Source organism: Streptomyces sp. NBC_01363, assembly GCF_026340595.1.
GTDB lineage: Bacteria > Actinomycetota > Actinomycetes > Streptomycetales > Streptomycetaceae > Streptomyces.
Map to the genome: position 1 here is coordinate 491,102 of NZ_JAPEPF010000002.1, position 21,794 is coordinate 512,895.

20 protein-coding genes are annotated in these 21,794 nt (G+C 70.1%); 11 read left to right on the forward strand and 9 right to left on the reverse strand.

The annotated features are described in order from the left end of the window. Nucleotides 1-175 precede the first annotated feature (175 nt). Nucleotides 176-1,339 carry a PotD/PotF family extracellular solute-binding protein gene (locus OG611_RS30310; RefSeq protein WP_266431320.1) on the forward strand — a complete coding sequence of 388 codons (1,164 nt, stop codon included), beginning with the start codon at nt 176-178 and terminating at the stop codon, nt 1,337-1,339. 53 nt (nt 1,340-1,392) lie between these two features. Further along, nucleotides 1,393-1,938 carry a hypothetical protein gene (locus tag OG611_RS30315; protein WP_266427378.1) on the forward strand — a complete coding sequence of 182 codons (546 nt, stop codon included), beginning with the start codon at nt 1,393-1,395 and terminating at the stop codon, nt 1,936-1,938. Nucleotide 1,939: 1 nt separating this feature from the next. Here OG611_RS30315 and OG611_RS30320 read toward each other — a convergent pair whose 3' ends face one another. The 6 genes from OG611_RS30320 to OG611_RS30345 form a co-directional block, all read right to left on the reverse strand. After that, nucleotides 1,940-3,139, reverse strand: coding sequence for a serine hydrolase (locus OG611_RS30320; protein ID WP_266427380.1), 1,200 nt, complete (start codon nt 3,137-3,139; stop codon nt 1,940-1,942). A 56-nt stretch (nt 3,140-3,195) separates the two neighbouring features. Then, nucleotides 3,196-3,942: a response regulator transcription factor gene (locus OG611_RS30325; protein WP_266427381.1), complete on the reverse strand. Its 747-nt coding sequence runs from the start codon at nt 3,940-3,942 to the stop codon at nt 3,196-3,198. Beyond that, a complete protein-coding gene (locus tag OG611_RS30330) occupies nt 3,939-5,075 on the reverse strand; it encodes a sensor histidine kinase (protein ID WP_266431322.1) in 1,137 nt (378 codons plus the stop codon). The genes OG611_RS30325 and OG611_RS30330 overlap by 4 nt, the downstream gene beginning before the upstream one ends. A gap of 112 nt (nt 5,076-5,187) precedes the next feature. Further along, nucleotides 5,188-5,988, reverse strand: coding sequence for an SAM-dependent methyltransferase (locus OG611_RS30335; protein ID WP_266427382.1), 801 nt, complete (start codon nt 5,986-5,988; stop codon nt 5,188-5,190). A gap of 67 nt (nt 5,989-6,055) precedes the next feature. Further along, a complete protein-coding gene (locus tag OG611_RS30340) occupies nt 6,056-6,760 on the reverse strand; it encodes a glycerophosphodiester phosphodiesterase (protein ID WP_266427384.1) in 705 nt (234 codons plus the stop codon). A gap of 22 nt (nt 6,761-6,782) precedes the next feature. Beyond that, nucleotides 6,783-7,817, reverse strand: coding sequence for an adenosine deaminase (locus OG611_RS30345; protein ID WP_266427385.1), 1,035 nt, complete (start codon nt 7,815-7,817; stop codon nt 6,783-6,785). Between the two features lie 132 nt (nt 7,818-7,949). On the opposite strand from OG611_RS30345, the gene OG611_RS30350 reads away from it, so the two are divergent. Next, nucleotides 7,950-8,681 (forward strand): DUF4190 domain-containing protein, encoded by a 732-nt coding sequence (locus OG611_RS30350; RefSeq protein WP_266427386.1) that lies wholly within the window; start codon nt 7,950-7,952, stop codon nt 8,679-8,681. A gap of 113 nt (nt 8,682-8,794) precedes the next feature. On the opposite strand, the gene OG611_RS30355 is transcribed toward OG611_RS30350, so the two are convergent. Further along, entirely contained in the window at nt 8,795-9,343 is a 549-nt protein-coding gene (locus OG611_RS30355; RefSeq protein ID WP_266427388.1) for an NADAR family protein, read from the reverse strand. A 207-nt stretch (nt 9,344-9,550) separates the two neighbouring features. On the opposite strand from OG611_RS30355, the gene OG611_RS30360 reads away from it, so the two are divergent. From OG611_RS30360 to OG611_RS30395, 8 genes are all read left to right on the forward strand, one after another. Next, entirely contained in the window at nt 9,551-11,065 is a 1,515-nt protein-coding gene (locus tag OG611_RS30360) for a gamma-aminobutyraldehyde dehydrogenase (protein ID WP_266427389.1), read from the forward strand. 43 nt (nt 11,066-11,108) lie between these two features. Continuing rightward, nucleotides 11,109-12,359 carry a PotD/PotF family extracellular solute-binding protein gene (locus OG611_RS30365; protein WP_266427391.1) on the forward strand — a complete coding sequence of 417 codons (1,251 nt, stop codon included), beginning with the start codon at nt 11,109-11,111 and terminating at the stop codon, nt 12,357-12,359. 77 nt (nt 12,360-12,436) lie between these two features. Beyond that, nucleotides 12,437-13,585: an ABC transporter ATP-binding protein gene (locus OG611_RS30370; protein ID WP_266427393.1), complete on the forward strand. Its 1,149-nt coding sequence runs from the start codon at nt 12,437-12,439 to the stop codon at nt 13,583-13,585. Next, nucleotides 13,582-14,511 carry an ABC transporter permease gene (locus OG611_RS30375; RefSeq protein ID WP_266427396.1) on the forward strand — a complete coding sequence of 310 codons (930 nt, stop codon included), beginning with the start codon at nt 13,582-13,584 and terminating at the stop codon, nt 14,509-14,511. Before OG611_RS30370 ends, OG611_RS30375 begins: the two co-directional genes overlap by 4 nt. Next, nucleotides 14,511-15,311 (forward strand): ABC transporter permease, encoded by an 801-nt coding sequence (locus tag OG611_RS30380; RefSeq protein ID WP_124716097.1) that lies wholly within the window; start codon nt 14,511-14,513, stop codon nt 15,309-15,311. The genes OG611_RS30375 and OG611_RS30380 overlap by 1 nt, the downstream gene beginning before the upstream one ends. A 24-nt stretch (nt 15,312-15,335) precedes the next feature. Further along, nucleotides 15,336-16,751: an FAD-binding oxidoreductase gene (locus OG611_RS30385; protein ID WP_266427400.1), complete on the forward strand. Its 1,416-nt coding sequence runs from the start codon at nt 15,336-15,338 to the stop codon at nt 16,749-16,751. Nucleotides 16,752-16,904: 153 nt separating this feature from the next. Then, nucleotides 16,905-17,366, forward strand: a complete 462-nt coding sequence (locus OG611_RS30390) for a hypothetical protein (RefSeq protein ID WP_266427403.1) — start codon at nt 16,905-16,907, stop codon at nt 17,364-17,366. Between the two features lie 140 nt (nt 17,367-17,506). Further along, on the forward strand, nt 17,507-19,333 hold the full coding sequence (locus OG611_RS30395) for a chitinase (RefSeq protein ID WP_266427406.1): 1,827 nt from the start codon (nt 17,507-17,509) through the stop codon (nt 19,331-19,333). Here OG611_RS30395 and OG611_RS30400 read toward each other — a convergent pair. Together OG611_RS30400 and gabT are read right to left on the reverse strand one after the other, a co-directional pair. Then, on the reverse strand, nt 19,284-20,105 hold the full coding sequence (locus OG611_RS30400) for a phosphatase PAP2 family protein (protein ID WP_266427409.1): 822 nt from the start codon (nt 20,103-20,105) through the stop codon (nt 19,284-19,286). The genes OG611_RS30395 and OG611_RS30400 overlap by 50 nt on opposite strands. Before the next feature lie 148 nt (nt 20,106-20,253). Beyond that, the gene (gabT, locus tag OG611_RS30405; protein ID WP_266427411.1) at nt 20,254-21,594 is read right to left on the reverse strand and encodes a 4-aminobutyrate--2-oxoglutarate transaminase; all 1,341 of its coding nucleotides are present in this window, start codon (nt 21,592-21,594) and stop codon (nt 20,254-20,256) included. Between the last annotated feature and the right edge of the window lie 200 nt (nt 21,595-21,794).

The window sequence follows — 21,794 nt, forward strand, 5'->3', positions numbered from 1 at the left end:
GCAGGTCACGGCCCCGGGCGCCCGCCCGGGGCCGTCACCGTTCCCCGGCGTCGAATCGTTCCCCGGCATCGACAGGGTGTGCGGACGGAGCGTGTGCCGCTGGACGGTTGGTCCATTGCCCGCCCCGCCGGCCGACCGGCATCCTGCGCAGGTGCGAGCAACCCCGAAGAACCCCATGTCCCGCCGGTCCCTGCTGCGCGCCCTCGGAGCCACGGCGGCCGGTGTCACGCTGGCCGGCTGCGGAGTGCCCGCCGCCTATGTGGAACCCGGTGACCGCGCCGGACGAGACACCTCGGCGAGTGACCACACCCTGCACTTCGCGAACTGGCCCCTCTACATCGACACCGATGACGAGGACCAGTCGAAGCGGCCCACCCTCGACGCCTTCGGCAGGCGGACCGGGATCTCCGTCACGTACACCGAGGAGATCAACGACAACGACGAGTTCTTCGGGAAGATCAGCCCGGCGCTGATGAACCACCAGGAGACCGGCCGCGACCTCGTCGTCATCAGCGACTGGATGTCCGCCCGGTTCGTCCGGCTGGGCTGGGTGCAGGAGATGGACCGGGCGAAGCAGCCGAACGTCGCCAAGTACCTGGACCCGCAACTGCGGTCGCCCGCCTTCGACAAGGGCCGGATGCACAGTGTCCCCTGGCAGTCCGGGATCACCGGCATCGCGTACAACCGCAAGAGGCTCGGCCGCGAGATCAAGCACCTGAGCGATCTGTGGGCGGACGACCTCCGCGGCAAGGTGACGCTGCTGTCCGGGCTCGACGAGTCCTTCGCCCTGCTGATGCAGGGCAACGGGGTCGACATCACCCGCTGGCAGCGGGACGACTTCTACCAGATGTGCGACCAGGTCGAGAAGCTGGTGAGGAAGCGGCACATCCGCCGCTTCACCGGCAACGACTACATCAAGGACCTGTCGACCGGCGATGTGCTCGCCTGCCAGGCCTACTCCGGCGACGTCATCCAGCTACAGGCCGACAACCCGGAGATCGAGTTCGTCGTTCCCGAGGAGGGGGGCGAGCTCTGGTCGGAATCGCTCATGATCCCCAACCTCGCGCGCCACAAGCGCAACGCGGAGAAGCTCATCGACTACTACTACGAGCCGGAGGTCGCCGCCGAACTGGCGACCTGGGTCAACTACGTCTGCCCCGTTCCGGCCGCCCGCGACGTGCTGGCCTCCGCCAAGGACGAGGAGACCGCCGCACTCGCCGAGGACCCGCTGATCTTCCCCGACGACGCGATGCGCAAGAGGCTCGTGATCGCCCGCGACGTCACGTCCGAGGAACGCACCGAGTTCGCGAAGAAATGGAACTCCATCGTCGGGCTGTGAGCCTTACCAGGGGTGGCGTAAAGGGCCGGTAAACGCGGGCGTACGCTGCGGACATGAGCGAGCGAAGAGCCCTGCTGAGGCGCATACGCGTGTGGTTGGCCGTCTTTATCGTCTGTCTGGTCCTGAGCGGGCTGACCGCCTTCCCGCTCGTCCACGAACTCCACTGGGCCGAGGATCTATTGAGGTCCTCGGCCTCTCCCGTGCCGGAGCACTTCCCGGCACTGATGGAGTGGATCACCAAGGTCCGTACCGGCCTCGACGAGGCCGACGCGAAACACCCCTTCGTGCTGTACGGCACCGACTGGCTGGCCTTCGCTCATCTCGTCATCGCGGTCGCCTTCTACGGCCCCTACCGCGATCCGGTCCGCAACATCTGGGTCGTCGAGTTCGGCATGATCGCCTGCGCCGGGATCATCCCGCTCGCGCTGATCTGCGGGCCCATCCGTGGCATCCCCTTCTGGTGGTCCGTCATCGACATGTCGTTCGGCGTCTTCGGGGTGATCCCGCTGCTCGTCGTGCGCCGCATGATCAAGCGGCTGGAGGCCATGGAGCGGACCCCGCTTCCGGAGCCCGCTCCGACGACCGCTCCGGCGGTCTGAGTCACCCGGCCGACGGGGCGCCGAAGGCAGCCACCACTATGTTCATCGCCGTGGGATTCATGTCCTCCCCCTTCGCGTCCGTCGCGTTGACGCTGTAGACGAGCGTCCGGGAGAGATCACGGGTGGCCGCGACGGCCGTGTTGTAGCCCCAGCGGCCACCCGTCTTGCCCCAGACCTCGCGTCCGCCCAGTCTCATCACCGAGAGACCCGCGCTGAACGCGGCGGGCTTGCCCGTGCCGTACTCGCGCACCGATGCGCCGGGCAGCGTGAACATCTCCTGGAGCAGCGGTCCGCGCACCACCTGCCCGCTGAACAGCGCCCGGGTGAAACGCTCCAGATCGGCGGTGGTCGAGATCAGGTCCCCCGCCGCCCAGGCGTCCGTCGCCCCCCACACCGTCACATCGCGCAGCTCGCCGGCCGTGCCGAAGAGCTGGTAGCCGTGGTTGTGCGGCCCGCGGATCGTCGGGTCGGTGCCGGGGAAATACGTGTCCTTCAGGCGCAGGGGCTCCAGGATGCGGCGGGAGACCTGCGAGGCGTACGTGTCACCCGTGACCCGCTCGATCAGCAGGCCTGCCACGGTGTACCCGATGTTTGCGTAGTGCTGCTGGGTGCCGGGCGCGAAGTCCGGCCGGTGCGCGGTGGCCTCGCGTACGGTCTCCGCCGCGTCGTGCAGGTCGAAGCGGTGCGCGTACCACTCCTCCAGGGTGTCGCCGCCCGAGCCGACGGACGGGATGCCGCTCGTGTGGTTCAGCAGCTGGCGCACCGTGACCTTCCCGTACGCACCCGGGATCAGGTCCGGCAGATAGTGCCGGGCCGGACGGTCCAGGCCGATCCTGCCCTCCCCGGCCAGTTGCAGCACGACGGCCGCCGTGAAGACCTTGGTGACCGAACCGGCCCGGAAGCGGCCGTCCGGGTCCGCCGGCTGCCCGGAGGCCAGGTCGTGGACGCCGGAGCTGCCCCGCCAGCCGCCCCCGGTGCCCGAGATCCGTACCAGCGCGGCCGTGGCGTCGTCCTTCGGGAGCCCTTGGATCGCGGCCCGCAGCGCCCCGGCGTCCGGAGCCTCCCGGGCGGGTTCCTTCTGCGCGGCGTGGCCCGTGGCCGCCGGGGTACCGGCCGCTGCCAGGGCCGGTGCGGCGGGGCCCGCGGCGATGCCGAGGACCAGGGCTGCTGCGACGACGGTGCGGGACGTGCGGGTGTTCATGTCCGGTGCCTCCCGGGCGTGGAATCCTCAACTGCTGACGGATTCCATCCTGTTGATCAGCGCGCCCGGTCGGATCCCCCGGCCGGGGGTTTCCCGGAGGGAGGCTTCCTCCCCTGCGCGGGGGAGCCGGAGGCCGGCCCTCCCTCCGGAGAGGGAGTGACGACGCCGCACTCGTACGCACAGATCACCGCCTGGATCCGGTCGCGCAGACCCAGCTTGGACAGCACATTGCCGACATGGGTCTTCACCGTGTGCTCGCTGACGACCAGCGCCGCCGCGATCTCCGCGTTCGACAGCCCGCGGGCCAGGTGCAGCAGCGTCTCGTGCTCCCGGGCGGTCAGTACGTCCAGGCGCGCCGACGGTGCCACGGCCGTGGCGGGCGGGCGCGAGGTGTACTCGGCGATCAGCCGGCGCGCCACCGAAGGAGCCAGCAACGAGTCCCCGGCCGCCACCACCCGTACCGCGTGCACCAGGTCGTCGCGGCGGACGTCCTTGAGCAGGAAACCGCTCGCGCCCGCGTGCAGCGCCTCGTAGACGTACTCGTCGGAGTCGAAGGTGGTCAGCATGACCGTCCGGCAGCCGGTCTCGGCGCTGATGGTGCGGCAGGCCTCGATGCCGTCCGTGCCGGGCATCCGGATGTCGAGCAGTGCCACCTCGGGCGCCAGTCGCCGTACCGCTTCGACCGCCGCCCGGCCGTCCCCCGCCTCGGCCACCACCTCGATGTCCGGCTGCGCATCCAGGATCATCGCGAAGCCGCTGCGCACCAGCTCCTGGTCATCGGCCACCACCACACGGATCGTCAACTTCCCGCTCCTGTCCGTTGTTCCATCTCCCGCTCCTGCCGCGTCCCCGTCCCCGGCTCCGGCCGCGTCCGCGGAATCGTCACCCGGACCCGGAACCCCCGGCCGCCCGGACCGGCGCCGGTCCGGGCCGTGCCACCGTGCGCGGCGGCACGTTCCCGGATGCCGACCAGCCCCAGCCCGGAGCCGCCGCCGGGGCCCCGTCCGTCATCGGTGACGGTGAGGGTCAGTGCCTCGGGGCCGTGATCCAGCCGGACACGGACCGTGGCCGCGTCCGCGTGCCTGACCACGTTCGTCAGGGCCTCCTGCACGATCCGGTAGACGGTCGCCTCGACCGCCAGGCCCGGCGGGCGGGGATGCCCCGTGACCTCGTACGAGACCGTCGGACCGCTGCCGCGCACCCGCTCCACGAGACCGGGCAGTTCGGCGAGTGCGGGCTGGGGCTCCCGCGGCGCGTCCGGCGAGCCCTCGTTCTCGCGCAGCACACCGAGCATCCGGCGCAACTGGACCATCGCGTCCCGGCCCGTCTCCGAGATCGCGTCGAAGGCCGCCTCCGCACGCTCCGGCGCCGTGCGGACCGCCACCGGACCGGCCTCCGCCTGCACGATCATCAGGCTCACCGCATGGGACAGGATGTCGTGCATCTCCCGGGCGATCCGGGCTCGTTCGCGGGCCGCGGCCTGTTCGGCCTCGATCCGGTGCGTCAGCTCCAGCTGACGGGCCCGGTCCTCCACCGCGCGCAGATATGCCTTGCGCGTCACCGTGAGCCGGCCGAAGGCGTAGGCCGCCGCGAACACGAACAGGGAGAAGAGCAGCTCCCGCATGTCGTTGCTGCCCAGTCCGACCGAGATCAGCACCGCCAGCGCCGTGAGCACCGCGACCCCGATCCGCTTCGGCGGCGAGGAGAGTTCGGCCACCGTGTAGAGCGCCACCAGGCCGGTGTACGGGAGCGGCTGGCCCGGCCCGTCGACGGTGAACCTGTACAGGGCGCCGGCCGCCAGCACCGCGATGAGGATCATGACCGGCGCCCGGCGGCGGGCCACCAGCGGCAGCACCATCAGGGTGGTCAGCCCGTACGCCGGCCACGTCGCGTCCGGCAGCTCCGGGGCGCGCGGGACGACGAACGGCATGGTCATGGCGGCCTGGACCAGCAGAGCGATGAGCAGGTCTCCGCCGCGGGGGCCGGCCCCCGGGGCGTGCCCCGGCACTCTCGTCAGGAAGTCTCGTATCCGCATCGGACCGGCGCCGTCAGGGCTTCCGCGCCACCGCGCCGAACTGGGCGACCCGTGCCGCACAGGGCTCGGCGCGCCAGTGCGCGCACGACACGATGCCCGGCTCCACCAGGTCGAGCCCCGTCAGGAAGGCGGCGAACTCGGCGCGGCCGCGGGCGGTGATCGGCGGCGTGGCGTTCTCGTTCCAGAACCGCATCGCCGCCTCGTTGCCCTCGCCGCCCAGCTCCAGGGTGGGGTGCGTGAGCACCAGATGGCTGCCGGACGGCACGGCGTCCATCAGCGTGCGCACGATGCGGCGGGCCTCTTCCGTGTCGAGGACGAAGTTCAGAATGCCCAGGAGCAGGACCGCGACCGGCCGCTCCAGGTCGAGGGTCGGCCGCGCGGCCCGCAGGATCCGCTCCGGGTCGCGGGCGTCCGCGTCGACGTACTCGGTGGCGCCCTGCGGCGAGCCGGCGAGCAGTGCGCGGGCGTGCGCCAGCACGGCCGGGTCGTTGTCGACGTACACGACACGGCAGTCGGGCGCGGTGCGCCGGGCGACCTCGTGGGTGTTGTCCGCGGTCGGCAGACCGGTGCCGATGTCCAGGAACTGCCTGATCCCCGCCTCACCGGCCAGGTACCCCACCGCCCGCCCCAGGAACGACCGGTCGGCGCGCGCCACTTCGCCGATGCTCGGGTACATGGCGGTGACCCGGTCGCCGACCGCACGGTCCACCGGGTAGTTGTCGGTGCCGCCGAGCCAGTGGTTCCAGACCCGCGCGTTGTGGGCGACGTCGGAACGGACCCGGTCGGGAACGGGGGTGGTGCGGGGGTCGGTCACGTCGCTGCTCCTCCTGATCCGGGCCCGGCATCACGGACGATGGGGCAGGCCCATGATGCCGGACCGGTCAAGGAGAGCCGTCCGTCGGGGAGTTGGCGATGACGCCGTGCAGGACGTCGACCCGGTTGGTGGTGATCGAGTCGACGCCGTGCCGGACGAGGCGGCGCATGGTCCGCCTGGTGTCGGCCGTCCAGGCGGAGACCAGCAGCCCGTCCCGGTGCAGCCGGTCCGTCAGTTCCCGGTCCACCAGGCCGAACCGGTAGTTCATCCAGCGCGGCCGCACCGCGTCGAGCAGCGTGGCGCGCGGCGGCGCGAGGGTCGTCCAGGTCATGGCGATCTCGGCGTTCGGGTCGGCGGCCCGCACCCGGAGCATGGCGTCGGGACCGGCGCAGTAGTACGCCCGCTCGCCGGCCCCGCACTCGTGTACCACGCCGACGATCTTCTTGACGGAGCTGTCGGTGGAGCCCGGCAGATCGACCATGACGCGGTGCGCCCCGGCGGCGAGCAGCGCCTCGCGCAGGGTGGGCACACCGCCCCGGGTCAGCTCGGTGAGCTCCTCGTGGGTCAGCCGGTCGAGCCGCACCTCGTGGCCCCACAGCCGCTTCAGCGTGGCGTCGTGCAGCAGGACCGGTACGCCGTCGTGGGTGACCCGTACATCGATCTCGACCGCGTCCGCCCCTTGTCCGAGGGCGGAGCGGATCGAGGGGAGCGTGTTCTCGCGGACGCGGTAGGGATCGCCGCGGTGGGCCACGGCGGTGACTGAGGTGACCATGGGGCCATTGTGGCCACCGGGGTCACCGGCCCGCGCGCTCCAGCCAGTTCGTCGTGTACGTGTCGATCTCGGCGGCCAGCCTCCGCTTGCCGGCCGCGTCGAGGAACGACGCCTCGACCGCGTTCTTCGCGAGTGCGGCGAGACCCCGCTCGTCCAGACCGAGGAGACGGGCGGCCACCCCGTACTCGTTGTTGAGGTCCGTGCCGAACATCGGCGGGTCGTCGCTGTTGATGGTGACCAGTACGCCCGCCTCCACCATCTCCTTGACCGGGTGCTGCTCGATGTCCGCCACCGCCCGGGTCGCGATGTTCGAGGTCGGGCAGACCTCCAGCGCGATGCGGTGCTCGGCGAGGTGGGCCAGCAGCTTCGGGTCCTGGACGGAGCTGGTGCCGTGGCCGATGCGCTCGGCGCGCAGATGGGTCAGGGCGTCCCAGACGGTCTGCGGCCCGGTGGTCTCCCCGGCGTGCGGCACGGAGTGCAGGCCCGCGGCGATGGCCCGGTCGAAGCAGGGCTTGAACTGCGGGCGCTCCACGCCGATCTCCGGACCGCCGAGACCGAAGGAGACGAGCCCCTCGGGGCGCAGGTCCACGGCGAGCCGGGCGGTCTCCTCGGCCGCTTCGAGCCCGGCCTCGCCGGGAATGTCGAAGCACCAGCGCAGCACGACACCTAGCTCCGCCTCCGCGGCCTTGCGGGCGTCCTCTATGGCCTCCATGAACGCCTGCTCCGGGATGCCGCGCCGGGTAGAGGAGAACGGGGTCACCGTCAGCTCCGCGTAACGGATGTTCTGCCGCGCCATGTCGCGGGCGACCTCGAAGGTCAGCAGGCGGACGTCCTCCGGGGTGCGGATCAGGTCCACGACGGAGAGATACACCTCGATGAAGTGCCCGAAGTCCGTGAAGGTGAAGTAGTCGGCGAGCGCCTCGGGGTCGGTGGGGACCTTGGAGTCGGGGTGGTGCGCGGCCAGCTCGGCGACGATACGGGGCGACGCGGAACCGACATGGTGGACATGCAGTTCGGCCTTGGGCAGCCCCGCGATGAAGGGGTGCAGATCGGTCATCGGACTCTCCGGGGCGTGGGACGGTTCGGTGCCGGGCACGGTCGGCCGGGCAGGGGACGGGCATCATCGTAGGCCGGGTCCGCCGGTGGGCAGAGGGGCCGTAGCATGACGGGATCACGATGGGGGAGGCACATGTCAGACAACACAGAGCAGCCCGCGGGCGGGGCCGCGCCGCGCGATCCGTGGGCTCCGCCGGACAGCAAGGTGCCGCTGGAGAAGCCGGCCGGCGACCCTCGCCCGCCCGCTGTGCACAATCAGCCCACGGTCACCTCGATGCCGGGCGTCGGGGAAGGGCCCGCTCAGACCGACGCACCGCCGCCGGGATTCGGTTCGCCGGCGCAGACCGGGCCGGTGCCCGGATCCGGTCCCGGTCCCGTTTCCGGGGAGGTACCGCCGCCGCCGGTCGGACCGAACGGACCGGGCCAGCAGGTCCCGCCGGTCGCGGGACAGTACGGCTACCCGGCCGCACCGGCCCCGCAGTACGGCGGCTACCCGGGATACCCCGGCTACAACCAGGCGCCCTGGGGCGGCCCGCCGCCCTCCAACGGCATGGGCACCGCGGCCATGGTGCTCGGCATCCTGGCCATCTGCATGTTCTGCATCTACGGGATACCCAGCCTGATCCTGGGCGCACTGGCCCTGATCTTCGGCATCCTCGGCCGCAAGCGGGTGCAGCGAGGCGAGGCCACCAACAGCGGTCAGGCGCTCGCCGGGATCATCATGGGATCCATCGGCATCGTTTTCGGCGTGGCGATCATCAGCTTCTTCATCTGGCTGTTCGCCACCCACGCCAGTGAGTTCGAGGACAGCGGCTACAACGACGACCCGTACTCCACGTCCCTGGTCGTCGACGCCAACCGATAGCAAGTCTCGGACGCCGGTGCCGGAACCCCCGCGGCACCGGCGCCGCAGTTCCTGCCGATGGCCCGGCGGTGCCGGATCCCGGCCCCGCCGGGCCATCGGGCGTCCGGGCCTCCTCATGAGGCGCGCAGTTCCGCCCGCGCGTCCATCAGCGCGAACCCCAGCAGATTCAGCCCCCGCCAGCTCGCCGCGTTCTCCGCCCGCGGGTCGTCCGCCGCCAGCCCGATGCCCCAGACCCGGTCCATGGGGCTCGCCTCGACCAGCACCCGGTCCCCGGTGTTCAGCAGGAACTCCCGCAGCTCCGGATCGCCGCCGAACTTGTGCACGCTGCCGGCCACCACCAGCGCGTACCGCTCGCGCTCCCACACCGCGTCGTCGAAACCGCGGACCAGCCGGCCCACCTTCTTCGCTGCCGCCGGGCTCTTCGCCGCCAGCGCCGCGGCCTCCGACTCCGCGTCGCCGAACAGGCGGGCCTTGGCGGCCATCATCCAGTGCTCGGCCGACGCGTACCTCACGCCGTCGACCGTGAAGGGCGACGACCACCACTGACTGAGGCAGCTCGAACCGATGCGGCCGTCGGGCCGGGGACGGTGCCCCCAGAAGTGCAGATACTTCACCTTCTCGCCGCGCGCGGTCCGCGCGAGGAGATCGTCCATGTGTTCCATGACATGCGATTCTGGCATCCGCCACTGACACTACGTACGGGGAATTCCGCACCGACGCGACACATGGTCGACAGATTCCGTCGCGTAACCAAAAGGCAACAACGGAATCACTTGTTGGGGTTGATCCCCTCTGTCAGGATCGGCACTCAAATCGAGCAGAGGCTACGCCGTCCCCGCACTCCGGGGCACGCGGCGGAGGAGATCGTCATGGGCAACGGCATCCAGGTGCGGGACCGCTTCGCGGACGGCGCACAGTACATCGGCGGAAAGCTGCGGTCCGGAACATCGGGACGTCACCACGACGTCGTGAACCCGGCGACGGGCGAGACCGTCTACAGCTACGAGCTGGCGGGCACCGCCGACGTGGACGCCGCCGTGGCAGCCGCCCGCGAGGCGTTCCCCGGCTGGTCGGGCGCGACGCCCGCCGAGCGGTCCGAGGCGATGCACCGCTTCGCCGCCGTCCTCGCCGAGCAGGCCGACGACTTCGCGTACGTGGAGTCCCTCCAGTGCGGAAAGCCGATCAAGCTCTCCACCGAGTTCGACGTGCCCGGCACCGTGGACAACACCTCCTTCTTCGCCGGCGCCGCCCGCCACCTGGAGGGCAAGTCGGCCGCCGAGTACGACGGCGACCACACCTCGTACGTACGCCGTGAGGCGATCGGCGTCGTCGGCTCCATCGCGCCCTGGAACTACCCGCTCCAGATGGCCGCCTGGAAGATCCTCCCGGCCGTGGCCGCCGGCAACACCATCGTCCTCAAGCCCGCCGAGATCACCCCGCTGACCTCGCTGATGTTCGCCCAGGCGGCCACCGAGGCGGGCATCCCCGACGGTGTGATCAACATCGTCACCGGCGCGGGCAAGGACGCCGGGGAGCACCTCGTCGGCCACCCGGACGTGGTGATGACCTCCTTCACCGGCTCCACCGCCGTCGGCAAGCGGGTCGCGGAGATCGCCACCTCCACCGTCAAGCGCCTCCACCTCGAACTCGGCGGCAAGGCCCCCTTCGTGGTCTTCGACGACGCCGACCTCGAGGCCGCGGTCAACGGCGCGGTCGCCGGAGCGCTCATCAACACCGGCCAGGACTGCACCGCGGCCACCCGCGCCTACGTCCAGCGCCCGCTGTACGACGCCTTCGTCCAGGGTGTCGCCGCGCTCATGGAGACCGTCCGGCTCGGCGACCCCTTCGACCCGTCGACCGACCTCGGCCCGCTGATCAGCCACGCCCAGCGGGACCGGGTCGCCGGATTCGTCGAGCGCGCCCGCGCGTACGCCACCGTCGTCACCGGCGGCGAGGCACCCGGCGGCGATCTGGCGGCCGGCGCCTACTACCGGCCGACCCTGGTCGCCGGAGCCGCCCAGGACAGCGAGATCGTCCAGTCGGAGATCTTCGGCCCGGTCCTGGTGGTACTGCCCTTCGACACCGACGACGAGGGCATCCACCTCGCCAACGACACCCCGTACGGACTCGCCGCCTCCGCCTGGAGCCGCGACCTGTACCGCGCCAACCGTGCCACCCGCGAGATCAAGGCGGGCTGCGTCTGGATCAACGACCACATCCCGATCATCAGCGAGATGCCGCACGGCGGATACAAGGCCAGCGGCTTCGGCAAGGACATGTCCTCGTACTCCTTCGAGGAGTACACGCAGGTCAAGCACGTCATGTACGACAACACCGCGGTCGCCCGGAAGGACTGGCACCGCACGATCTTCGGGGACCGATAACCCGGCCGACCCCCGGCCACCCACACCCGGAAGGGCAACGCGCATGGAGCAGTACGAGCCGGAGCGCCTCTCCGCGGCCCAACTCGCCGCGATGCGACGCAGTCTCACCAGCGGCCGGGGCGCTCTGACCCGCCGATCGCTGATCCGCGCCTCCGGCATGGGGGCGCTGGCGATCGGCGGGCTGGGCACGCTGAGCGCGTGCGGTATCCCGCCCGCCAAGCGGGAGGGGGACGCCGCCGCGGCCTCCGACGACCACTCGGCCGAGGAGAAGCAGGTCAACTTCTCCAACTGGACCGAGTACATGGACGTCACCGACGACGGCAAGCACCGGCCCACCCTGGAGGCGTTCACCGAGCGCACCGGGATCAAGGTCAAGTACACCGAGGACATCAACGACAACGTCGAGTTCTTCGGCAAGATCAAGCCGCAGCTCGCGGCCGGCCAGGACACCGGCCGCGACATCATCTGCGTCACCGACTGGCTGGCCGCCCGCGTCGTCCGCCTCGGCTGGGCGCAGAAGCTCGACCCTTCGCACCTGCCGCACGCCTACGCCAACCTCTCGGCCCAGTTCCGCTCCCCGGACTGGGACCCGGGCCGTGCCTACTCGTACCCCTGGGCGGGCATCCCCGCCATCATCGCCTACAACTCCAAGGCGACCGGCGGCCGCAAGGTCGACTCCGTCAGCCAGCTGCTCGACGACCCGAAGCTCAAGGGCCGGGTCAGTTTCCTCTCGGAGATGCGCGACACCGTCGGCATGACCCTGCTCGACATGGGCAAGGACCCCGGCAACTTCACCGACGCCGACTACGACGCCGCGATCGGCCGGCTCCAGAAGGGCGTCGACAAGAACCAGATCCGCCGTTTCACCGGCAACGACTACACCGCGGACCTCGACAAGGGCGACATCGCCGCCTGCGTCGGCTGGGCCGGCGACGTCATCCAGCTCCAGGCCGGGAACCCGGACATCAAGTACGCGATTCCGGCCGCGGGTTACGTCATATCCAGCGACAACCTGCTGGTCCCGGCGAAGGCCCGGCACAAGACCAACGCCGAGAAGCTCATCGACTACTACTACGAGCCGTCGGTCGCCGCGAAGCTCGCCGCGTACATCAACTTCGTCTGCCCGGTCGACGGGGTCCGCGACGAGCTGGCGAAGATCGATCAGGCGATGGCCGACAACGTCCTGATCCTCCCGGACAAGGAGATGGCGTCCAGGTCGCACGCCTTCCGCTCCCTGACCAGCAAGGAAGAGACGGCGTACGAAGAGAAGTTCGCCAAGCTCATCGGCGCCTGACCGCCGCGCCTTCCCCGCCCCACCCGATCCCCCCGATCTCCCCTGATCTCCCTCTGACACCACCGGGACCGCGATCCATGACACAGCAGCAGACCGGCGGCGACGTCCGCCTCACCGGGATCAGCAAGACGTACGGCTCCTTCGCAGCCGTCAAGCCGCTCGATCTGACCGTCCCGCAGGGCTCCTTCTTCGCGCTGCTCGGCGCGTCCGGCTGCGGCAAGACCACCACCCTGCGGATGATCGCGGGCCTGGAGGAGGCCACCACCGGCACCGTCTCGCTCGGCGGCCAGGACATCACCGGGCTTCCCCCGTACAAACGGCCCGTCAACACGGTCTTCCAGAGCTACGCGCTCTTCCCGCACCTCGACATCACCGAGAACGTCGCCTTCGGTCTGCGCCGGCGCGGCATCAAATCGGTGAAGAAGCAGGTCGACGAGATGCTGGAGCTGGTCCAGCTCGGCGACTTCGCCAAGCGCAAGCCGCACCAGCTCTCCGGCGGCCAGCAGCAGCGCGTCGCCGTCGCCCGCGCCCTGATCAACCACCCGCAGGTACTCCTGCTCGACGAACCGCTCGGCGCCCTCGACCTCAAGCTGCGCCGCCAGATGCAGCTGGAGCTCAAGCGCATCCAGACCGAGGTCGGCATCACCTTCATCCATGTCACCCACGACCAGGAGGAGGCCATGACCATGGCCGACACCGTCGCGGTGATGAACGGCGGCCGGGTCGAGCAGCTCGGTGCCCCCGCCGACCTGTACGAGAATCCGAGGACGACCTTCGTCGCCAACTTCCTCGGCACGTCCAACCTCATCGAGGGCGAGATCGTCTCCGCGGGCACGGACATCGTCGTGGCGGCCGGCGGCGGCAAGCTGCGGCTGCCCAGCGAGCGATGTTCGGCCCCGACCGCCGACGGCGGCAAGCTTCTGCTCGGCGTACGTCCGGAGAAGATCTCGCTCGCGCACGCCGACGACGCGGACGCGATAGCCGACGGCCGCAACCGGGTCACCGGCCGGATCGTCGACTCCAGCTTCATCGGGGTGTCCACGCAGTACGTGGTGGAGAGCCCGGCGGGCAAGGCGCTCCAGGTCTACGAGCAGAACATCGAGCGCGACGCCCGGCTCACCCCCGGCGCCGAGGTCGTCCTGCACTGGAACCCGGCGCACACCTTCGGCCTGGACGCCGCGCAGGACATCGACGCCGGTGTGGAGACGGTGGAGGACGCGGCGTGACCGTCACCAAGGAGGCGCCACCGGCGCCCGTCACGGCGGAGCTCAAGGTTCGCAAGGCCTCCACCCGCAAGCGCCTCGTGCCCTATTGGCTGCTGCTCCCCGGCATCCTGTGGCTGCTCGTCTTCTTCGCGCTGCCGCTGGTCTACCAGGCGTCGACCTCCGTACAGACCGGATCCCTGGAGAAGGGCTTCGAGGTCACCTGGCACTTCCAGACCTACTGGGACGCGCTGACCGACTACTACCCGCAGTTCATCCGGTCCCTGCTGTACGCCGGCACCGCCACCATCCTGTGCCTGCTGCTCGGCTACCCGCTCGCCTACCTCATCGCGTTCAAGGCCGGACGCTGGCGCAACGTGGTCCTGGTGCTGGTCATCGCGCCGTTCTTCACCAGCTTCCTGATCCGCACGCTCGCCTGGAAGACGATCCTCGCGGACGGCGGCGCGGTCGTCGACGTACTGAACACCCTGCACGTCCTGGACGTCACCAGCTGGCTCGGCTGGACCGAGTCCAACCGGGTGCTGGCCACGCCGATGGCGGTGGTCTGCGGTCTCACGTACAACTTCCTGCCGTTCATGATCCTGCCGCTCTACACCTCGCTGGAGCGGATCGACGGCAGGCTGCACGAGGCGGCCGGCGATCTGTACGCCACCCCCGCCACCACCTTCCGCAAGGTGACCTTCCCGCTCTCCATGCCGGGCGTCGTCTCCGGAACCCTGCTCACCTTCATCCCGGCCAGCGGTGACTACGTCAACGCGGAACTGCTGGGCTCCACCGACACGAAGATGGTCGGCAGCGTCATCCAGACCCAGTTCCTGCGCGTCCTGGACTATCCGACGGCGGCCGCGCTCTCCTTCATCCTCATGGCGGTCGTCCTGATCATGGTCACCGTCTACATCCGCCGCTCCGGGACGGAGGACCTGGTCTGATGCCCGTACTGCGCTGGATTCGCCGGAATCTGATCGTCATCGCGGGTCTGCTGACCCTCGCGTACATGATCCTGCCGAACGTCGTCGTCATGGTGTTCTCGTTCAACAAGCCGAACGGGCGCTTCAACTACTCCTGGCAGCGCTTCTCCCTGGACGCCTGGAAGGACCCCTGCGGCGTCGCCGACATGTGCGGCTCGCTCTCGCTGTCCCTCCAGATCGCCGTCTGGGCCACCGTCGGCGCGACCGTCCTCGGCACGATGATCTCCTTCGCGCTGGTCCGCTACCGCTTCCGGGCGCGCGGCGCGATCAACTCGCTGATCTTCCTGCCGATGGCGATGCCCGAGGTCGTCATGGCCGCCTCGCTGCTCACGCTCTTCCTCAACATGGGCGCACAGCTGGGCTTCTGGACGATCCTGATCGCGCACATCATGTTCTGCCTGAGCTTCGTCGTGACGGCCGTGAAGGCGCGCGTGATGTCGATGGACCCGAGGCTGGAGGAGGCGGCCCGCGATCTGTACGCCGGACCTGTGCAGACCTTCCTGCGGGTGACGCTGCCGATCGCCGCCCCCGGAATCGCGGCGGGAGCGCTGCTCGCCTTCGCGCTCTCCTTCGACGATTTCATCATCACCAATTTCAACGCGGGCTCCACCGTGACCTTCCCCATGTTCGTCTGGGGATCGGCACAGCGCGGCACGCCCGTGCAGATCAACGTCATCGGAACGGCGATGTTCATCATCGCTGTCATGGTGGTCGTCGTCGGCCAGCTGATCGCGAACCGGCGCAAGAACAGCGCACGATAGAAAGCCCTGAAGGAGTTGGAAACCATGGCCCCAGCTGCCATGCGTACTGCTGCACAATCGCTCTCCGACGCGAAGCCCGTCTCGTTCTGGCTGGACGACCCGGGCAAGCCAGAGGCGCTGCCCGCGCTCACCGGTGACGAGCACTGCGATCTGCTCGTCGTCGGCGGCGGCTACAGCGGACTGTGGACCGCGCTGATCGCCAAGGAACGCGACCCGGAACGGGACGTCGTACTGATCGAGGGGCACGAGGTGGGCTGGGCCGCTTCCGGCCGCAACGGCGGATTCTGCGCCGCCTCCCTCACTCACGGCCTGCCCAACGGCCTGGAGCGCTGGCCGGATGAGATCCACCGGCTGGAGGAGCTCGGAGAGCGCAACCTCGACGCCATCGAGGCCGCCGTCGCCCGTTACTCGATCGACTGCGAATTCGAGCGGACCGGCGAAATCGACGTCGCCACCGAGCCCCACCAGCTCGAAGAGCTCCGCGAATGGCACCAGGAGACCGAGAAGCTCGGCTTCACCGGGACGGAATTCCTGGACCGGGACGCGCTGCGCGCCGAAGTCGACTCACCGACATTCCTGGGCGGTCTCTGGGACCGGCGGGGCGTCGCCATGCTGCACCCCGCCAAGCTGGCCTGGGGCCTGAAGCGGGCCTGTCTCGAACTCGGGGTGCGGATGTACGAGCACACCCGGGGTCTCGAACTCGCCAGGTCCACCACGGGAATGGCGGTCCGCACCCCGTACGGAAGGGTCTTCGCACGCCGGGTCGCACTCGGTACGAACATCTTCCCGTCGCTGGTCAAGCGGGTGCGCCCGTACACGGTGCCGGTCTACGACTACGCGCTGATGACCGAGCCGCTCACCGCGGACCAGCTGGCCTCCATCGGCTGGAAGAACCGGCAGGGCCTGGGCGACAGCGCCAATCAGTTCCATTACTTCCGGCTGTCGGCCGACAACCGGATCCTGTGGGGCGGCTATGACGCGATCTATCCGTACGGCGGCCGGCTGAGCGCCGATCTCGATCAGCGTCCGGAGACCTTCCTCAAGCTCGCGGGCCAGTTCTTCGACTGTTTCCCGCAGTTGGCCGGGGTTCGTTTCAGCCATGCCTGGGGCGGGGCGATCGATACCTGTTCGCGCTTTTCCGCTTTCTTCGGCACGGCCCATCAGGGTCGGGTCTCCTATGCCGCCGGATTCACCGGACTCGGCGTCGGCGCCACCCGTTTCGGGGCCGATGTGATGCTCGATCTGCTGGCGGGCGAACAGAACGAACGGACCACGCTGGAAATGGTCCGCAGCAAGCCGATGCCGTTCCCGCCCGAGCCCTTCGCCTGGGCCGGGATCGAGCTCACCAAGAGGTCCCTGGCCAGGGCCGACAGCAACGGCGGCCACCGCAATCTCTGGCTGCGGACCATGGACCGGCTGGGGCTCGGCTTCGACAGCTGAGTCCGGCGGGCCGGTCACCCCCCGGGGGTGACCGGCCGGGGTCCCCGTGAATTCATTGCCCGAACCCGCGTAATCGATCGGCGCCACCGCTCTCTCTCCCGTGTGAACACACCGGCAACGCATGGCCGGTGCACACGGAAATGGAGGCCGGTCATGGCTGGCGCGGGGGTCAAAGCAGCGGTCGAGTGGCTCGTATCGGTGGCGCCGGATCCGGACGCCTGCCGGTGGGAATGGGAGCGCAATCCCCGCGGGGTCGCGCTCCTGCCCGCCGGCCGGCGCTGGGACGTGCTGATTCTTCCGGGAAAGCTGGGCCATCCCACCCTCGACGTACTGACCCGCCTCATCGACAGGCCCGGTCCCGTTCTCTCCGACTTCGGTGACGCCCGCATGGGCTTCTTCGTGCCGCCGGGCACCGTCGCCCGCTGGGTCGGCACCGGTGTGCGGGGAGTGGGGCCGGGTACCTGGATCGTCGTGCCCCATCCGGGCCGGGCGTCCAACGGCGGGGTGCGCTGGCTGATCCCGCCGGACGGCTCGGGAACCCTCACCGACGCGACACTTCTGGAGCTCGCGATGCACGAGGCGGCGGCCGGGCCGGCCGAGAGCGGCGGGGACTGACACCGACCGGGCGGGCGGCGGGAACCGTGTAGGCGGTCGACCGGGCGGGCGGCCAGGGACTGTCAGAGGTCTTGACAACCTGATTGGTCTGGACCATGTTGTGGCGGCCGCACTCAATTCCCCCATGCACGGAGGCCGTTGTGGAACGCACGGGACCCCCCGCCCGATTTACCGGAGGCGTGGCCGCCTTCGCGGCGGCCCTGCTCGCCGCCGGCGGTCTGACCGCCCTCGCTCCGTCCGCCGCCGCAGCCGACGTCGACCTGGCACACAACGGCGGCTTCGAGTACGGCCTGGACGGCTGGAGCTGTACCGGCGGCAGCGGAGCCGCCGTCGGCGCACCGGCCCACAGCGGCACCTCGGCGCTGAAGGCGACCCCGGCCGGCGCCGACAACGCCAAGTGCTCCCAGGTGGTGACGGTGGAGCCGGACTCCACCTACACGCTGGGCGCCTGGGTGCAGGGTTCCTACGTCTACCTCGGCGCGGAGGGCACCGGCACCACCGACGTGTCCACCTGGACCCAGTCGTCCACCGACTGGAAGCAGCTCACCACCACCTTCAGGACGGGCCCGTCCACCACCAGGGTGACCGTCTACACCCATGGCTGGTTCGGTACTCCCGCCTACTACGCCGACGACCTCACCCTGGTCGGTCCGGGCGGCGCCCCGGCCGAGCTCCCGGCCGCCCCCACCGGACTCAAGGCCGGCACGGCCACCGCCTCCTCGGTCGACCTGTCCTGGACCGGTTCCGCCCGGGCCACCGGCTACAACGTCTACCGGGGCGGCACCAAGGTCCTCTCGGTCACCGGCACCTCCGCCACCGTGACCGGCCTCACCGCGTCGACCGCGTACAGCTTCCAGGTCGCCGCCACCAACTCCGCGGGAGAGTCCGCCAGATCGGCCGCGGTCGCGGCCACCACCACGGCGGGCGGTGGCGGAGGCGGGGGAGGAGGCCTGCCCGCCCACGCGCTCGTCGGCTATCTGCACTCCAGCTTCGCCAACGGCTCCGGCTACACACGGATGGCGGACGTGCCCGACTCCTGGGACGTCATCGACCTGGCCTTCGGTGAGCCGACCTCGGTGACCTCCGGCGACATCCGCTTCTCGCTCTGCCCGGTCACCGAATGCCCGAACGTCGAGTCGGCGGCCGGGTTCAAGGCGGCCATCAAGGCCAAGCAGGCCGCGGGCAAGAAGGTGCTCATCTCCATCGGCGGCCAGAACGGCCAGGTCCAGCTCTCCACCACCGCCGCCCGCGACACCTTCGTCTCCTCGGTCAGCAAGATCATCGACGAATACGGTCTGGACGGCCTCGACATCGACTTCGAGGGCCACTCGCTCTCGCTGAACACCGGGGACACCGACTTCCGCAACCCCACCACCCCGGTCGTCGTCAACCTGATCTCCGCGGTGAAGGCCCTCAAGGCCAAGTACGGCGACAAGTTCGTCCTGACGATGGCCCCCGAGACCTTCTTCGTCCAGCTCGGCCACCAGTACTACGGCTCGGGACCCTGGGGCGGCCAGGACCCCCGGGCGGGCGCCTACCTCCCGGTCATCCACGCGCTGCGCGACGACCTGACCCTGCTGCACGTCCAGGACTACAACTCGGGCTCGATCATGGGCCTGGACAACCAGTACCACTCGATGGGCGGCGCGGACTTCCACATCGCCATGACCGACATGCTGCTCACCGGCTTCCCGGTGGCGGGCGACCAGACCAAGGTCTTCCCGGCGCTCCGCCCCGACCAGGTCGCCATCGGGCTGCCGGCCTCCACCCAGGCGGGCAACGGCCACACCTCGCCCGCCGAGGTCACCAAGGCGCTGAACTGCCTGACGAAGAAGACCGACTGCGGCTCCTACGCCACCCACGGAACATGGCCGGCGCTGCGCGGGCTGATGGCGTGGTCGATCAACTGGGACCGGTTCAACAACGGGGAGTTCTCGAAGAACTTCGACGCCTACTTCGGCAGCTGAGGCCGAGCGGCAGCAGCACCGCCCCGCACAGGAACCAACTGCCCAGCACGTCCAGCGGCCAGTGATAGCCGCGCAGCACCAGACCGATGCCCGTCGCCGTGGTCAGCAGGACAGCGGCGACGGGCATCACCCATGACCACGACCGCCTCGCGTACGGCACGACCAGCAGCGCCGCCGCGCCGTACGCCACCGCGGCCGTCGCGGCATGGCCGGACGGGAAGTAGCCGGTGGCGTCCGTCAGCGGTCCCGGACGGGCGATCAGGGCCTTCAGCGGAACGACCAGCAGGGGCACCGCGCCCATGGTGAGCGCCGCGTACAGCGGCTCACGGCGCGCACCGCGCACCAGGGCCCAGGCGATCGCGCAGCCCAGTACCGGGAACGCGATCTGCATATTGCCCAGATCGGCGAGGCATTCGGTCAGCCGGGCGGGGCCGTGTCCGACGACGGCCCGGCCGGCGCGCTCGTCGAGTGCGCGCAGCGGGCCGCCCGCCGCGACCTGCCAGGCGGTGAGCCCGAAGAGCGCCAGGAGCGTCAGGGCCAGGGAGAGGAAAAGAGCCGGCCGCCCGGGAACAGGGGGGGTGGTTCCGGGGCGGCCGGTCGGACCGGTTTGCCGCACGCCCCGGGGGGTTTGGGGCGAGCGGCAAACCGATCGGTGAGGAGTTCCGGAGCCGGAGGCTCCAGCGGTGTGCGCGAAGGCACGGCCAGGACGGCGCTGGGGAAGCTCCGGCCCGGCATCGCCCGCAGTCCCCTGCGGGCGGGGTGTTTCTCTCATCTGCAGAAACCGTACGGCAGCCGATGGGGGACCGACAGCGGGAAACAGATCCCGCCATCGGCCCCCCACACGTTCTTCACAGGCCCTCACGCGGGCCCCTCGTAACCCCTGCGAGAACGCGTTCCGGAGCCGCTGTGGTTCGCACAGATCAGATCTGGCCGAAAGCCTGCTCGATGACGTCGAGCGCCTCGTTCAGCAGGTCCTCGCCGATCACCAGCGGCGGGAGGAAGCGCAGGACGTTGCCGTACGTGCCGCAGGTGAGGACCAGGACGCCCTCCGCGTGGCAGGCCTTGGCGAGCTTCGCCGCGGCCTCCGGGTTCGGGTCCTTCGTGCCGGACTTCACCAGTTCGATCGCGATCATCGCGCCGCGGCCACGGATGTCACCGATGATGTCGCCGTTGCCGAGCTTCGACTGCATCTCGGCGAGGCGGCCCTTCATGACCTCCTCGATGCGCTTCGCCTTCCCGTTCAGGTCCAGCTCGCGCATCGTCTCGATGGCACCGAGCGCACCCGCGCAGGCGACCGGGTTGCCGCCGTAGGTGCCGCCGAGGCCGCCGGAGTGGGCGGAGTCCATGATCTCGGCGCGGCCGGTCACGGCGGAGAGCGGGAGACCGCCCGCGATGCCCTTGGCGGTGGTGATCAGGTCCGGGACGATGCCCTCGTCCTCGCAGGCGAACCACTGGCCGGTGCGGCAGAAGCCGGACTGGATCTCGTCGGCGACGAAGACGATGCCGTTGTCCTTGGCGAACTGGGCGATGGCCGGGAGGAAGCCCTTGGCCGGCTCGATGAAGCCGCCCTCGCCGAGCACCGGCTCGATGATGATCGCGGCGACGTTCTCCGCGCCGATCTGCTTGTTGATCTGGTCGATGGCCTGGGCCGACGCCTCGGCGCCGGCGTTCTCGGCACCGGTCGGCCAGCGGTAGCCGTACGCCACCGGCACCCGGTAGACCTCGGGTGCGAACGGGCCGAAGCCCTGCTTGTACGGCATGTTCTTGGCGGTCAGCGCCATCGTGAGGTTGGTGCGGCCGTGGTAGCCGTGGTCGAAGACGACGACCGCGGTGCGCTTGGTGTGGATACGGGCGATCTTCACCGCGTTCTCGACGGCCTCGGCGCCCGAGTTGAAGAGCGCGGACTTCTTGGCGTGGTCGCCCGGCGTCAGCTCGGCGAGCTGCTCACAGACCTCGACGTACCCCTCGTACGGCGTGACCATGAAACAGGTGTGGGTGAAGTCGGCGAGCTGTGCGGACGCGCGGCGCACGACGGCCTCGGCGGAGGCGCCCACCGACGTCACGGCGATACCGGAGCCGAGGTCGATCAGACGGTTGCCGTCCACGTCCTCGATGATCCCGCCACCGGCGCGGGCGGTGAACACCGGCAGGGTGGAGCCCACACCTGCGGCCACCGTCTCCAGACGGCGGGCCTGCAGCTCCACCGACTTCGGGCCGGGAATGGCAGTGACGACGCGGCGCTCCTGCGGGATTGCGGTCATGAGGGGCTCCTGGGGGGATGTTTCGGACGCTTCTTCGTGCAGGCTATGGGCGAGGCCCGGGGTACGGCATGTTCCGTTCGGGAGTGGTGTTCGCGCGCCGTTGTCCGCCACGGACATAGCGAGGGGGTGCGCGGGCCGGGCCGCGGGGACACGGGGGCCGGGGAGGGCTCCGGGGCCGGGCGAAGACATCCCGCCCGACG

Coding starts and splice junctions, on each gene's coding strand:
- OG611_RS30310 (WP_266431320.1), top strand. CDS start 176: ATGTCCCGCCGGTCCCTGCTGCGCGCCCTCGGAGCCACGGCGGCCGGT.
- OG611_RS30315 (WP_266427378.1), top strand. CDS start 1,393: ATGAGCGAGCGAAGAGCCCTGCTGAGGCGCATACGCGTGTGGTTGGCC.
- OG611_RS30320 (WP_266427380.1), bottom strand. CDS start 3,139: ATGAACACCCGCACGTCCCGCACCGTCGTCGCAGCAGCCCTGGTCCTC.
- OG611_RS30330 (WP_266431322.1), bottom strand. CDS start 5,075: ATGACCATGCCGTTCGTCGTCCCGCGCGCCCCGGAGCTGCCGGACGCG.
- OG611_RS30340 (WP_266427384.1), bottom strand. CDS start 6,760: ATGGTCACCTCAGTCACCGCCGTGGCCCACCGCGGCGATCCCTACCGC.
- OG611_RS30345 (WP_266427385.1), bottom strand. CDS start 7,817: ATGACCGATCTGCACCCCTTCATCGCGGGGCTGCCCAAGGCCGAACTG.
- OG611_RS30350 (WP_266427386.1), top strand. CDS start 7,950: ATGTCAGACAACACAGAGCAGCCCGCGGGCGGGGCCGCGCCGCGCGAT.
- OG611_RS30355 (WP_266427388.1), bottom strand. CDS start 9,343: ATGGAACACATGGACGATCTCCTCGCGCGGACCGCGCGCGGCGAGAAG.
- OG611_RS30360 (WP_266427389.1), top strand. CDS start 9,551: ATGGGCAACGGCATCCAGGTGCGGGACCGCTTCGCGGACGGCGCACAG.
- OG611_RS30365 (WP_266427391.1), top strand. CDS start 11,109: ATGGAGCAGTACGAGCCGGAGCGCCTCTCCGCGGCCCAACTCGCCGCG.
- OG611_RS30370 (WP_266427393.1), top strand. CDS start 12,437: ATGACACAGCAGCAGACCGGCGGCGACGTCCGCCTCACCGGGATCAGC.
- OG611_RS30380 (WP_124716097.1), top strand. CDS start 14,511: ATGCCCGTACTGCGCTGGATTCGCCGGAATCTGATCGTCATCGCGGGT.
- OG611_RS30385 (WP_266427400.1), top strand. CDS start 15,336: ATGGCCCCAGCTGCCATGCGTACTGCTGCACAATCGCTCTCCGACGCG.
- OG611_RS30390 (WP_266427403.1), top strand. CDS start 16,905: ATGGCTGGCGCGGGGGTCAAAGCAGCGGTCGAGTGGCTCGTATCGGTG.
- OG611_RS30400 (WP_266427409.1), bottom strand. CDS start 20,105: ATGAGAGAAACACCCCGCCCGCAGGGGACTGCGGGCGATGCCGGGCCG.
- gabT (WP_266427411.1), bottom strand. CDS start 21,594: ATGACCGCAATCCCGCAGGAGCGCCGCGTCGTCACTGCCATTCCCGGC.